This is a genomic window from Rhizobium laguerreae, assembly GCF_019778565.1.
Lineage (GTDB): Bacteria > Pseudomonadota > Alphaproteobacteria > Rhizobiales > Rhizobiaceae > Rhizobium > Rhizobium laguerreae.
This window is the reverse complement of the sequence record NZ_JAAXQT010000010.1, coordinates 20448-33446: the sequence shown is the minus strand read 5'-3', so window position 1 is coordinate 33446 and position 12999 is coordinate 20448. Positions and strand designations below refer to the sequence as shown.

At 60.5% G+C, this 12999-nt stretch carries 12 protein-coding genes; 8 read left to right on the top strand and 4 right to left on the bottom strand.

The annotated features are described in order from the left end of the window. Positions 1-43: 43 nt before the first annotated feature. Positions 44-319, bottom strand: coding sequence for a hypothetical protein (locus tag HFO71_RS26915; protein WP_221988619.1), 276 nt, complete (start codon positions 317-319; stop codon positions 44-46). Here HFO71_RS26915 and HFO71_RS26910 point away from each other — a divergent pair. From HFO71_RS26910 to ligD, 7 genes are all read left to right on the top strand, one after another. Then, the gene (locus tag HFO71_RS26910) at positions 292-4956 is read left to right on the top strand and encodes a caspase family protein (RefSeq protein ID WP_221988617.1); all 4665 of its coding nucleotides are present in this window, start codon (positions 292-294) and stop codon (positions 4954-4956) included. The genes HFO71_RS26915 and HFO71_RS26910 overlap by 28 nt on opposite strands. Then, entirely contained in the window at positions 4943-5383 is a 441-nt protein-coding gene (locus HFO71_RS26905; RefSeq protein WP_077980200.1) for a hypothetical protein, read from the top strand. Before HFO71_RS26910 ends, HFO71_RS26905 begins: the two co-directional genes overlap by 14 nt. Further along, positions 5380-5970, top strand: coding sequence for a DUF4760 domain-containing protein (locus HFO71_RS26900; protein ID WP_077980199.1), 591 nt, complete (start codon positions 5380-5382; stop codon positions 5968-5970). The genes HFO71_RS26905 and HFO71_RS26900 overlap by 4 nt, the downstream gene beginning before the upstream one ends. Positions 5971-6085: 115 nt before the next feature. Next, positions 6086-6880, top strand: coding sequence for an SDR family NAD(P)-dependent oxidoreductase (locus tag HFO71_RS26895; protein ID WP_026265610.1), 795 nt, complete (start codon positions 6086-6088; stop codon positions 6878-6880). Positions 6881-6983: 103 nt separating this feature from the next. Next, entirely contained in the window at positions 6984-9140 is a 2157-nt protein-coding gene (gene glgX, locus HFO71_RS26890) for a glycogen debranching protein GlgX (protein ID WP_168256043.1), read from the top strand. A gap of 12 nt (positions 9141-9152) precedes the next feature. Beyond that, positions 9153-10160 carry a DNA topoisomerase IB gene (locus tag HFO71_RS26885; protein WP_077980196.1) on the top strand — a complete coding sequence of 336 codons (1008 nt, stop codon included), beginning with the start codon at positions 9153-9155 and terminating at the stop codon, positions 10158-10160. Further along, complete coding sequence (gene ligD, locus HFO71_RS26880; protein ID WP_221988615.1) at positions 10157-11035, top strand: non-homologous end-joining DNA ligase; 879 nt, start codon at positions 10157-10159, stop codon at positions 11033-11035. Before HFO71_RS26885 ends, ligD begins: the two co-directional genes overlap by 4 nt. Positions 11036-11047: 12 nt before the next feature. Here ligD and HFO71_RS26875 read toward each other — a convergent pair whose 3' ends face one another. From HFO71_RS26875 to HFO71_RS26865, 3 genes are read right to left on the bottom strand one after another with little or no spacing between them, the layout of a single operon-like run. Then, positions 11048-11773 carry a glutathione S-transferase gene (locus HFO71_RS26875; RefSeq protein ID WP_221988613.1) on the bottom strand — a complete coding sequence of 242 codons (726 nt, stop codon included), beginning with the start codon at positions 11771-11773 and terminating at the stop codon, positions 11048-11050. Positions 11774-11779: 6 nt separating this feature from the next. Continuing rightward, positions 11780-12070, bottom strand: coding sequence for a DUF3175 domain-containing protein (locus HFO71_RS26870; RefSeq protein ID WP_020053081.1), 291 nt, complete (start codon positions 12068-12070; stop codon positions 11780-11782). A gap of 53 nt (positions 12071-12123) precedes the next feature. Next, positions 12124-12438: a plasmid stabilization protein gene (locus tag HFO71_RS26865; protein ID WP_221988612.1), complete on the bottom strand. Its 315-nt coding sequence runs from the start codon at positions 12436-12438 to the stop codon at positions 12124-12126. Between the two features lie 153 nt (positions 12439-12591). Between HFO71_RS26865 and HFO71_RS26860 the strand changes: the two genes are divergently transcribed. After that, positions 12592-12969, top strand: a complete 378-nt coding sequence (locus HFO71_RS26860) for a hypothetical protein (protein WP_026158379.1) — start codon at positions 12592-12594, stop codon at positions 12967-12969. Positions 12970-12999: the final 30 nt, after the last annotated feature.

The window sequence follows — 12999 nt, the reverse complement described above, 5'->3', positions numbered from 1 at the left end:
CGCCTCCACCGTAACAAATGGACGAGGACCAGCCGGACTGCGATCATTCATATCCGCTGGCATCGAGCGCCATTCTGGATGTCGAAAGAACAAAGTGTTCAAAGGCAAGGAATAACTTGATGCCGGCGAAAATCGAACTCGTATTGGTGTAGTAGTGGACGCTGCGGCGACGCGCTCTGCTAGGGCGGTAACGGGTAAGACGCACCAGTCCTGAAATATTCACTTGAGGAACCCTCAGTTCTTCGGCAGTATACTCTTTATTAACTTTTGGCTGGGGGCCATGCTGCAGCAATGAGGGTAATGGGGATTGCTCTGGCATGTATCATGTTGCTGTCGCAGCCGGCTCTGGCGCAGTCTCCACTCGACATCATCAGGAGCTTGACCGACGGCGTCACACGTGATGCTGCGCCGCCCGAGGCTGGTCGCCTAACGTCTAAACCGATGCCGACTTTTCGGTCACAGCTGACAGGAACGCAAGTGCAACGCCTGCAGCGTGCCCTGGAAGCACTCGGTTACTATCACGGTCCGATCGACGGAGATGCCGGGCCTGACACGTGGAGTTCGGTAGCAGCGTGGGCACGCGATCGGGGATGGGAGGCTCCAACAACCCTCCGTGTCGCGCATCTCAATTCCCTGGAAGCTGAACGCGCGCAGGGACAGGTTGCAGAACAGGATCGTCCAAGCTCTGGTCCAGAAGATGGGACTGTTCGTCGTGTTCAATCTGCCCTATCCCGGCTCGGCTACTATTCGGGGCCGGTGAATGGGCAGACAGACCAAGCGACCATGGCTGCGATGGCGGCCTGGGCGGCGGATCGGAGCTGGGAAGCGCCGGCATCGATCCGCGAGGCACATGCCGTCAACATGGAGGAGGAGCTCTCCCATGGGACAGGCCCGGTTGTCGGCGATGCGGCCTTGCCACCGTGGCAGCTGGACGACACGGGGATCGGCAGCAAAGTCTGCGCCTCCACCGGCTACAGCAAGGTCTGCCTTCGTCTTGCCTGCGATGCCGAAGTCGGTGTGGTCCTTGATTTAGAAGAGGTGGCGGGCTACTCGACACCGTCGGTCTCTAGCGCGGGTCTGACGGTGGATCGAGGCCCTGAGGCAATGCTTCCTCTCGATGGCATCCGCAAAAGACCGGTCCTCGATGCCGGTCGTGATGCAGCGCTCATCGCCCGCCTTTCCTCCGGGCGATCGTTGAACCTCAAGTTGGGGACATGGTCGATGTCCTTCGGTCTCGCGCAATTCGGCCCCGAATACGACCGGGTTGGAAAGGCATGTGCTACCCTCCTCGCCAGACTCCGCAGCGGCCAGGATCCCTTCCCTGGACGGTTCTCCCGCCTTGCCGACGAGCTGGCCGAGGTCACGATGTCCGAAGGAACGTGGACCTCGCAGCCGAACACGGATCTTGCCGGCAATGACATTCGACATGGGCTGGCCGATCCGCTTCTGCGTGGCCTGACGGAAGGCGGCTGTATCGCGATCTGCTCGGAAACCGACATGTGCCAGGCCTATACGTTCAACCCGAGCGGCGGGGCATGTTTCCTGAAGTCCGAAAAGGGCTCGCCCAAACCCCACGCAGCCGCAAGGAGCGGCGTTTTCGATGGCCGGAAGGCGAGTTTAGCACCTCCACCCACCCGTGGACCGGGACCGATCGTCGATGGAGCGGTCGGGTGGCACGAGGGCGAGACACTGGAGGGCTTCCAGGCCCGCGTGAAACAAGCCGCTCGCAGGCTCGGCGGGTCATGCGACGAGGAGAAGGAGACGCTCCGGCGTCTGGCCGAAAAATTCCAATGGACACTGCCGCATCAGGGACCGCTGCGCGCCGGAAACAGCTTTGCGATCGAGTGGTCGGGCAACACGCTCGCAGATCGCATACCGGTTTGGTTCATGGTCAAAGCAGAACAGCCCGTCCGTTTTAAAGGCAAGGGGCATGTGGCGCTTGGTCCTGCCGCACCCAATCCGTTCGCGATAAAAACCGGTCTCGGCAAGACACGCGCGGTGGTCGCTCTGGCGACGCGTGGCGCCGGGGCCGACGGTTCAGTTTCAACCATTCCGCTGCAAGCGGGGCCTTTGAACCTATCCGTCTCATTGGTCGGCTATCTGCGCGCCTGTGAGGAGGAGATCGTTCTGAAGGAAGAGTCAGAGCGGCTCGAAATCGTACCGGCGCCTGCCGAGATCGTCCTCAACACCGCCGAGGGCCGCGCGGCGTTCACACATAGCATCGATATCCCTAAATTCTCCCGCCGCATCCTCCTCAACGATACCCGCTTTCTTCTGCTGGATGCGGCAAGCGGGACGGAAATCGTCGAGCGGGCAGGCACACACCTGCAGATCTCGCCGACCCACCGCTTCATCGGCGTCGAGCATAATGGCCGGCTCGACATCGTCGACATGGTCGATGGGCATACGGCCGCGACGGCGGATGCCGGCGACCTTCGCTGGGCGCTCGGTGACAGTGTCGTCTTCACCACGCTCGCGCCTTGGGCAGAGGTGAATTTTTCCTCCACCTTCGGCGACCATTTGCGCATACGTGAACAGATTACCGGGCCGTCTTGCTGCACGGCGGAACGCGGTCAAACGCGGGTGGCGATCGATCTGGAGAATGCCGCCTACGCCATTTGGGGTGGCGCCGGCTACCGCGTTGGTGCGCTCCAGAATCCAGATTACGCTTCGATCGCGAATTCTTCCGGCGCTTACAGTTCTCAAGGTGGCGAGACGGTTCCCCTTCATTTTCATATGTTCTGGTCGCTTGGCATGGTGTCGCCCGTCAGTGTCGCTCGGGAATTCGATGTTGCCGGCGGCTTCAGGACGACCAGTACCTGGGAAGACTGGGAGGTCGCGGACGCCGATAGCCGCCGCCCACGCGATTTTACGGAAAGCCTGTCGCGCACACTGGGCAAAATTGAGCTTCAGGCAGTCATGATCGATGCGGCCGTGGCATCGAACGACCAAGGCTCCACCAGAGCCGGCAACGACACACCTCTCGCCGCTGCCTTGCCCGAACAACTCTTGCGCCTCGGCGTCGCGCTCGATCCAATGGTCGACGGTGAACGCCTCGTCGAGTCCTACGCCGCAGGTGAGAATAACGCCCTTCACGCGCTTGATCGTGACCAGCGGCTGAAACGATCCGCAGAGGCGATGGGGCGCTTCCGCCGCGAGGCGGAGCGTGCGGGCTGGCGCTTCGACTGGGCTCTGCCCGTCGGGGACGAGGGTCCCATCTCCGACTGTGAACATCTTCTACTCGGAGAATCCTCAAGCACGGGGGGCACGGGTTCGCTGTTAGCGCCTCGCGATGTTGTCGAGGTCTCGACGGTCCGCACGTCTCGCGGGGCGGTATGGGTGGCACGTGCGGAGTGTGTTGCGGGCGCGACGTTCGGGAGCCTCAGGCCCTATGCTGCCCTTTACGTCATGGATATCGCGCGCCCCGCGCCGGCGGCGAGTGCGTCACTTCAGGCGGAAGGCGCATTTTTCTTCGAAAACAATGCCCATCGTCTGTGGTACGAGCACCCTTTTCGTATCAAAGCCAATGACGACCTTCTGCTGACCTATGCGCCCGGCAACGGCGTCATGACTGTGCGTGACCGCGCAACACAGAAATTCCTCTGGATCGGCGAGAATCTTCCGAATGGCGACCTCCTCGTCGATGCCTGGTTGACCAAAGACCGTCGCCATGCGGTGCAACTTAATTCTGACGGCAACTTCTACATTCACGCCATTCTGGACGATAGGCAATCGCCCCTGTCCGGGCGCATCGCCGACGACGAGATCGCGGTCTGGACCAAGGACTATTACTACGACGCGACAGCCGAGGCCGCCACCCTCATCGATCTGAAGTTTCCCGGTAGGGTTGGACAGTATAGTCTCGACCGGTTTGGCACAGCGCGCCTGGTCCCAGATCTGGCGCGCGCCGTTCTTGATCGCGGGCAGACGCCGGAGGCTGCCGCCGAGGTGGGCGTACCGCCGTCGTTGACAGGCGAGATCGCGCTCGAGGAAAACGGCAGTCGCGTAAGAGCGGTATTGCACTTCGATCCGGCTGAGACGGTGCATATGTCCGTTTTTCAGGACGGTGTCCTGACCGAAACGGTTGATGCTGCCACCGTCGGAAATGCAGTGTCGTTCGAGAGGCTTAAGGACGCGCGTTGGGTGTCCGTCATCGGATTCAATTCTGCGGGTCTGGCCAGCCTCCCGGTATCCGCTGATCTCGGCGAGCCTCTTGCGCGCCGCGCGATCACCCGCGCGCTCGTCATCGGCGTGAATACTTACGAGGACGAGCGACTGCGCTCGCTCAACTACCCTCTGCGCGATGCAGGCACGGTGCTCGAAACGCTGACCGAGCCGCTTGGCAAAGAGCCACCGTTCCGCGGCGAGGTAGGGCCGAAGGACAGGCGTGCCACACCCGAGGCCATACTGGAGGCGACTGCGCGACTGCTGGACGGGCTGGCGCGTGGGGACCACGCGGTCCTGTTTCTGGCCGGCCATGGCATGCAGGACCGCAATGGGCGTTTCTTTTTCGCGACGTCGGCCACCGATCCAACGGATCTCGAACACACAGCCTTGCCTTTCGACCGGCTGGCGGCGCTGTTCGAAAGGACCGAAGCGCGCATCACCATCCTTCTTGACGCCTGCCACTCCGGCGCCGCGGGGACCGGGTCTTTCACCACCAACGACGATCTCGCCAACAGCCTCGCCGCCCTTAGATCCAATCTCACCGTTCTCGCCGCTGCGAAGGGGCGACAGGAGTCGCTCGGGCGCCGCGAGGTGGGGGGCCTGTTCACCAACGCGATCGTTACCGTCCTCGGGAAAGAACGTGATCGTTATGACCACAACCACAATGGTCGCATCGAGGCCTCCGAACTGTATCGCGGCGTCAAGACGCTGGTTTTCGCTGCGAGCGGCGGCAAGCAGACACCCTGGATCATCAACAGCCGACTGGTGGGGGACTATGCCCTTTTTTAGATTTCGCAACGCCTATAGAACGGTTGCGATCCTAGCAGCTGCCATGCTGCTTCTCGCACCTGCCGCCTCCGGTGCTGCGTGCCTCATCTGTGACGAGGTCGTCGAGCTGGATGGAGTGCGGGCAAATTGCTTCCGTCAGGACTATGAAAAGTTTCTTTCAACTGCTCGAAGCTCGGAAACGAGCAATACGGAGGTCGATCTCTCCGCCTGTGCTGGCGATGACGGGCGCGAACGTCGCGGTCTGGATCGGATGCCTGGGCTTTTATCACTCGGAAGCGAATCCAGCGCGCGGAACCAGCGCGAGCTACGATCGGTCTACATCTTCGATGAGGCAAGCCTTGTTTGCCTCAAACGATTGCTGGATGGGCACGAAGGTAAGATCGATCCGTCGGTGCGGTTCGATCTGGTGGAGAATTGCAAGCCATGAGCCAGCCATCATCCAAGCGGCGGGTCGGGCTCTCTTTCTTAAATATTTCGGAAGCCGGCTGGTCGTTTCTGAGCAGCATCGTTGCCGTTTTGACCTTCGTCAGCGCGATAGGCGGTATCTTTTGGGCGGTTTTCGAGTACATCGAGAAGAAGGAGATGGATCGCACGAAATATACGCTCACTCTCATCGAGACCTGGGAAACGCAAGGCTATCGGCAAGCCTACGGCGAACTTCGCCAGTTTTATTCAACGTTCCTTGAGACGATCCCGGTCGGCGACAAGAGGAGGGCTGACACAGGCGGGCATGCCATGGATAATCTGTTGCAGTCCTTAAACCGTCAGATTGCGCAGGAGCCTGCGCGCCGGGAGCAAGTCAGGGAAGTCGTCTATTTCTTCAACCGGCTTGCTCTTTGCGTGAATGCGTCACTCTGCTCCAAGGAAACAACGGCAGTCTTCTTCAATGATACCGTGCAGTCTTTCCTTGAGGTTTATGGTCCTTACATCGACAATAACAAGGAAACATTGCCAGGCCGGGGCGTGACACTTGTCGAGCTCTCTCGGGAACTCAATCCTGCTGGCCGGCATTAAACACCATGCGAATCTCGCTCTTTCGTGCATTGCCCTTCGTCGATTTACCCTGATAAGACTTCTCCTATTCGTTTCATCACCTATGTCCTTGGTTTTTCGGGAGGCAATCGTCGCCATGGTCGAACTTGCGCAATCGCTAGCATCCATCAAGTTGCCGGACCTGTCCGGCAAGGCCGTGCTGATCACCGGCGCCTCGACCGGCATCGGTGCGGCGCTCGCCCGCGCCTTCGCGGCTCAAGGGGCCAAGGTCGGCGTGCACTACAATGCCAGCCGCGAACCGGCGGAAAAACTTGCTGAGGAAATCCGGGCTGCTGGCGGCACCGTGCATCTGATTCAGGGCGACGTGTCGAGGGAAGGCGAGACCGAGCGTGTCGTCGACGAGACGGCGAAGACTTTCGGCCATCTCGACGGCCTCATCAACAATGCTGGCGGCATGCTGGGGCGCAAGCCCACCTCGGAATATACCGACGCGCATTATGCCGCGGTCATGGACCTCAACGCCCGCTCGGTGCTGGCGGCAACACGTGCGGCGCATCCCTGGCTGAAGAAGCAGGGTGGCTTCATCATCAACACCACCTCGATCGCCGCGCGCAATGGCGGCGGCAATGGTGCGATCCTTTATGCGGCGTCCAAGGGCTTCGTCTCGACGATCACCCGCGGTCACGCCAAGGAATTCGTCGCCGACAGGATCCGCGTCAACGCGGTGGCGCCGGGTGTCATCGCCACACCCTTCCACGAGCGTTATACCAATGACGAGCAGATGGAGCTGCAGCGCAAGTCGATCCCGATGGGTTTCGTCGGCACGTCGGAGGACTGCGTCGGCGCCTATCTCTTTCTCGCTTCACCAACCTTGTCGGGCTACATCACCGGCCAGATCATTGAGGTCAATGGCGGGCAGCTGATGCCTTAAAGACGCCTTTTGGCGAGCCACATCGTTTGCTTTTCCCCTCAAGGACGGAACTTTCGCACCGCCCTCACGTTTCCCGCTTGGTCTTTTGACATAGCGGGGCACCATGAGCTTTTCATTTTCGGAACTCGACTTCCTCAAGCCGGAGCTGGGGGCGGAGTATACGGGTTCTGGCACCCATTTCGCGGTATTTTCCGCACATGCGGAACAGATGGAGCTCTGCCTCTTCTCGCCTGACGGAAAGAATGAGATCGCCCGGCTGCCCCTGCCGAAACGCGAAGGAGACATCTGGTCGGGCTATATTGCCGGCATCGGACCGGGCACTGTTTATGGTTATCGGGCGCACGGTCCCTACGATCCCAACGCCGGCCATCGCTTCAATCCGAATAAGCTTCTGCTCGATCCCTACGCCAAGCAGGTGACGGGCGAACTGAAATGGCATGATGCGCTGTTCGGTTATCAGATCGGCGAGGACGATCTAACCTTCGATGAGCGCGACAGCGCGCCGTTCATGGTCAAGGGCGTAGTGCAGGATCCGGACTTCGACTGGGCGGGGGAAGAGGCGATCCGCCGCCCTTGGCCCGACACCATCATCTACGAGGCGCATGTGCGCGGCCTGACGATGACGCATCCAAAGGTGCCCGACCGTCTGCGCGGCACCTTTCTCGGCATGTGCAGCGATCCGATCATCGACCATCTCGTCAAGCTCGGCATCTCGGCGATTGAGCTGCTGCCGATCCAGTATTTCCTCGACGATCGTTATCTCCTGGAAAAGAATTTACGCAATTATTGGGGCTATCAGACACTCGGTTTCTTCGCACCGCAATCGCGTTACATGTCCGGCGACAAGATTACCGAAATCAAGACGATGGTGAAAAAGTTCCATGCCGCCGGCATCGAAGTCATCATGGACGTGGTCTATAACCACACCGCCGAAGGCAGCGAGAAAGGACCGACGCTGTCCTTCCGCGGGCTCGACAATGCGAGCTATTACATTCTCTCTCCCGACGATCCGCGCCACACCTTTGATACCACGGGGACCGGAAACACGCTGAATGCCGCCAATCCCATGGTGATGCGCATGGTGCTCGACAGCCTGCGCTACTGGGTCGGCGTCATGCATATCGACGGCTTCCGTTTCGACCTCGCCAGTACGCTCGGCCGGCAGGATATGGAATTCGATCGGCAGGGCCTGTTCTTCGGCGCCATTCGCCAGGATCCGATCCTTGCCGGTGTCAAGCTGATCGCCGAGCCCTGGGACGTGGGCGATGGCGGTTATCAAGTTGGCGGCTTTCCACATCCCTTCCGTGAGTGGAACGACAAGTTTCGTGACGACGTGCGTCGCTTTTGGAAGGGCGATGGCGGCATGGTCTCGGAGATCTCGCAACGCATCACCGGCTCGTCGGTACAGTTCAACCACTCGGATCGCGGCGCGACGTCATCGATCAATCTGCTGTCGGCCCATGACGGCTTCACGTTGATGGACACGGTTTCCTTCGACGACAAGCACAATGACGCGAACGGCGAAGAAAACAGGGACGGACATTCGGACAATCATTCGGACAATATGGGTGCCGAAGGAGTGACTGATAACGAAGACATCAATAGGCTTCGGGCGCGGCGGCGCCGTAACATGATGGCGACGCTGATGCTCTCCCAGGGCGTTCCGATGATCCTTGCCGGCGATGAGGTGGGCAACAGCCAGGGCGGCAACAACAACGCCTATTGCCAGGACAACGAGATCGGCTGGACGGATTGGGTGGGGCTCGACGATCCTTTCCTCGATTTCTGCCGGCAGGCCGTCGCCTTCCGCAAGGCCCATCCCGTGTTGCGGCAGGAGCGGTTCCTGACCGGGGAGACAGCCGAGGACGGGCGCATCGAGATCGCCTGGTACAAGCCCGACGGCAGTTTCATGGATGACGGCGCCTGGAATGACGACGGATTGCAGGTGATTAGCGTCTATGTCTCGAGGAGCGTGCATGCTCCGGATACCGAGAAGATGGACGACCTCTTCCTCGTCTTCAATGCAGGTGGCGATTGCGAGCTCCATCTGCCTGTTGTGAATGGGCTGAAAGAGTGGTCGAGGGTTCTCGACACGGGATCGGAGACGGATTCCTTCGAAGTGCACGATGAGGACAATCCGGTGATGGTTTATGCCCAGAGCGTCGCAGTCTTCGCACCGAAGGGGCAGACCGAACCGCCGCAAGGCGCGACAAAGGCCGAGCGTCGTCGCTGGTTCCAGTTCGGCCGCTGGAGCAAGTAGGTCTCAGAAAACATGAATGCCGAAGTCATCACCGAACTTGGTCTCGTCTATGTCAGCGATACCGAACCTGGCATCCGCAGACGAAGGAAGGGCAAGGGCTTCAGCTACGTCATGCCGGACGGCACCACGCTTACTGATGAATCGCAGCGGGCGCGCATCAGGACGCTGGGACTGCCGCCGGCCTATGAGAACGTCTGGATCTGCCTCTACGAAAACGGCCATCTGCAGGCGACAGGCTTCGACGCTCGCGGGCGCAAGCAATATCGCTACCACAAGGAATGGCAGTCCTTCCGAAGTGCGGGAAAATTCCATCAGCTGATTGAGTTCGGCCGGGCGCTGCCTCGGATCCGCCGGACCGTGCTGCGCCATCTCGACACCGGTGCGGAGGATATCAACGGCGTGCTTGCGGCTTTGACGACGCTGCTCGACGAGGCGCACTTGCGCGTCGGCAACCAGGCCTATGTCAGGGAGAACGGCACCTATGGCGCAACGACGCTGCTGAAGCGCCACCTGAAGATCGTCGACGGTCAGATAGAGCTAAAATTTCGCGCCAAGGGTGGCAAGCGCGTCCAGCGCAGCCTCAAGCATCCCAGGCTGCAGAAGATCCTGGAGGAGATAGCCGACCTGCCCGGCCGCCAGCTCTTCGTCTGGAAGGACGAAAGCGGGGCGCTGAAACCAATCGATTCCGGCCGGTTGAACGCCTATCTGGCCGAAATATCGGGCATTCCCATTTCGGCGAAAACCTTCCGCACCTGGGCCGGATCGCTGGCGGCCTTCGGTGTGGCGCGTGAGACGATCCTCAGTGGCGGCCGGCCGACGGTAAAGCAGATGTCGGAGGCCGCGGCCGAGGCGCTGCACAACACACCGGCGATCTCGCGCTCGAGCTATATCCATCCGGCGATCATCGCGCTCGCTGGCAACGATCATCGGCTGATCGAGAGCGGTAACGAGCCGCTGCGGGGCTTGCGGGCCGAGGAAAACAGGCTACTTGATTTCCTCACAAGCGAGATCGAAGAATGAGCCCCAGACATCCGCCGGTATCGGACGTATCGCTGACTAATCCCGACCGGCTCTACTGGCCGGACGAGGGCTTCACCAAGCAGGCGCTGGCAGACTACTACGCCGCAGTCTGGTCGTTCATTGCGCCTTATATCGTTAATCGGCCCTTGGCGCTGCTGCGCCTGCCCGACGGCATAAAAAGCCACCAGCGGTTTTTCCAGAAACATGCCTGGAAGGGCATGAATCCGCATATCGAGGAGATCGCCGATCCGCAGGATGCGGACGGCGAAAAGCTGCTGCGCATCGCCGATTTCAACGGGCTCGTGGCGCTGGTGCAGTCGGCCGCGCTCGAAATTCATCCCTGGGGCACGACGGCCGACAATTGGGAAACACCCGACATGATCACCATGGACCTCGATCCTGGCGAGGACGTGGCCTGGAGCGCGGTGATTTCGGCAGCGCTTGAATTGAAGACGCGGCTGGAAGCCCGTGGGCTGGCCGCCTTCGTCAAGACCTCAGGCGGCAAGGGGCTGCATGTGGTAACGCCGCTCGCGCCGAAGGCCCGCTGGGCGGAGGTGAAGGATTTCGCCCATTCGCTGGCCGAAAGCATGTCGGCCGACACGCCGGAGAAATATCTGGCAACGGCGACGAAGGCAAAACGCGGTGGACATATTTACATCGACTATCTGCGCAACGGCCGCGGCAACACGGCAGTCGCGGCCTATTCGACGCGGGCACGATCGGGTGCGCCGGTTTCCATGCCGCTGGATTGGTCAGAATTGAACGAGGTGAGCGGTCCCGCCGCTTTCACGCTCGGCAACGTGCCGGGGCGATTGGAGACCCAGCCGAGAGACCCGTGGGGAAATTTCTTCGATGCGGCGGTGCCGCTCGAATGAACGGCTCTTAACTCAGCCCGCACTGTCCAGCTCAGGATAGTGCCTGAAAATCCCTTCCTCGTTGAAGGCCAGGCGGCGCGGCGAGGCGAGATAACGGGCAATGTTTGGACGCTTAGCCACAGCATCATGCAGAGCCTGCAGGGCGGGATATTCCCCCTTGCGGTTTGTCATGGCTCTCGGGAAGGCGTAGCTCAGGCCCTCGATCACCTGGAAGAGCGAGAGGTCGACATAAGTCAGCGCATCGCCGACCAGATGGTTGGGGCCTTTCGGGTTCTGCCGCAGCACACGCTCGAAATAACCGAGGAATTTCGGAATGCGGTCGCGAATGAAAGCGGCAGAGCGGGCTTTCGCTTCCTGCTTCTGATCCTCGTAAAAGAGAGACATGTCGATCGGGTGGTGCGTATCGTGCACCTCGGCGACGAAATCGGTGACGGTCAGCTGCAGGCCGTTGACGACATGGCGAAGGCCTTCATCCTGAGGCGCAAGACCGAGCTTCGGGCCGAGGTAAAGCAGGATGTTGGCGACATGCGGGACAATGAGACGGCCGTCCTTCAGGAAGGGCGGCGCAAAGGGAATGTGCGGTTCGCTGTCGCTCTTCATGATGTCGAACATGACGCCGGTACCGCGCCCGGGCTGGCGGGTGATGTCGATATAGTCGGCGCCGGCTTCCTCCAGCGCCAACCGCACGAATTCGCCGCGGCCTTGAATGCCGTCCCAATAATAAAGTTCGTATGCCATGAGCGCTCAATCCTTCGGTTGACGACCGAAGTCTTTTCGCAGTTCGTCCTTGGCCTTTTCAAGGGTGCCGCGCCGCTTTTTCGTCAGCTGGTCGCCGGCGCGGTTGATGTAGAAGGTCAGCATCGACATGGCGGCGCGGAAGGGACTCGATTTGCGGCGATCGCTCTCCTCGGCGGAGTGCTTGACGGAGCGGGCAATCTTCTTCGGATCGTCCGATTTGAATACGCCTTCCTTCAGGTCCATCGCATCACTGTGTTCGGTGACGTCCTGCGACCATTTCTTTTTCGATTTGGCCATGGGTTAAACTCCCTATGCGGCTGACGGAAAGCCTCCGCTTGCCGCATCAGTTGTTAATGGTGGCTGTGGTGTTCGTTGCGCTTGTGCGTCGCAGCGGCCTTCTTCGCGGAAGCGGACCGTTCCTCCTTCGAGCGTGCGGCGGATGCCGCGCCGCCGATGCGGCCGCCCTTTTCGGAGGATTCATGCGTATCCTTCTTGCCACGGCCGGAACCGGATTTGTTGCCGCCGCCGCTTTCCTTGTTGACGGTCGCCCAGGCGCGCCGTTCGGCTTCCTTCTCGGAGACGCCGCGATCCTCGTAGCCCTCCTCGATGTGCTCGGCCTTGCGCTTCTGCTTGTCGGTATAGTCGGATTTGTCACCTCTCGGCATCTCGGCCTCCTCTGGTTTGCAAAGGGACTGAACCGATCAGGAGCCCAAAAGTTCCGGCCGCGGTCGTGGCCCGCAAGGCCCGGATTCGGAACAAAAGCCGGTTTTATCAGGTTTCCGATGGGAAAGGCCTGCACAGAAGAAGGAGCCGAGAACATGGAAAAACACATCGTCAAAGCCGATGGAAACGGCGCGATCGACGTGAACGGCCAGGTATCGCCGGTCACCTATACTGTCGGCCTCAAGCAAGGGAAGGGACGTTCCTACGAGGTCGACATCCGCCTGATGGCGCCGCGTGACTGGCTGCTGCAGAGGGGCTTCGAGCGGGATGCCGTGCTGGTCAGTCAGAGCGGCGCGCGTATTCCCGTCTATCACGATGGCGGCAGCCATCACGACGATGGCAATTATCACGATAATGGCCGTTTCGGTCCTGCCGACACGGTCTCGATCGAACTGACGGCGCGCGACGACAGCTGCACCAGCGAAGTGGATCTGATGCGCAAATATCCCGAGTTCGACGGCGCCGACGCATAAAAGCAGAGGTGGCAGCAGAGAAGCCAGAGA

Coding starts and splice junctions, on each gene's coding strand:
- HFO71_RS26875 (WP_221988613.1), bottom strand. CDS start 11,773: ATGGCATACGAACTTTATTATTGGGACGGCATTCAAGGCCGCGGCGAA.
- HFO71_RS26870 (WP_020053081.1), bottom strand. CDS start 12,070: ATGGCCAAATCGAAAAAGAAATGGTCGCAGGACGTCACCGAACACAGT.
- HFO71_RS26860 (WP_026158379.1), top strand. CDS start 12,592: ATGGAAAAACACATCGTCAAAGCCGATGGAAACGGCGCGATCGACGTG.
- ligD (WP_221988615.1), top strand. CDS start 10,157: ATGAGCCCCAGACATCCGCCGGTATCGGACGTATCGCTGACTAATCCC.
- HFO71_RS26910 (WP_221988617.1), top strand. CDS start 292: ATGAGGGTAATGGGGATTGCTCTGGCATGTATCATGTTGCTGTCGCAG.
- HFO71_RS26900 (WP_077980199.1), top strand. CDS start 5,380: ATGAGCCAGCCATCATCCAAGCGGCGGGTCGGGCTCTCTTTCTTAAAT.
- HFO71_RS26895 (WP_026265610.1), top strand. CDS start 6,086: ATGGTCGAACTTGCGCAATCGCTAGCATCCATCAAGTTGCCGGACCTG.
- HFO71_RS26905 (WP_077980200.1), top strand. CDS start 4,943: ATGCCCTTTTTTAGATTTCGCAACGCCTATAGAACGGTTGCGATCCTA.
- HFO71_RS26865 (WP_221988612.1), bottom strand. CDS start 12,438: ATGCCGAGAGGTGACAAATCCGACTATACCGACAAGCAGAAGCGCAAG.
- HFO71_RS26885 (WP_077980196.1), top strand. CDS start 9,153: ATGAATGCCGAAGTCATCACCGAACTTGGTCTCGTCTATGTCAGCGAT.
- glgX (WP_168256043.1), top strand. CDS start 6,984: ATGAGCTTTTCATTTTCGGAACTCGACTTCCTCAAGCCGGAGCTGGGG.
- HFO71_RS26915 (WP_221988619.1), bottom strand. CDS start 319: ATGCCAGAGCAATCCCCATTACCCTCATTGCTGCAGCATGGCCCCCAG.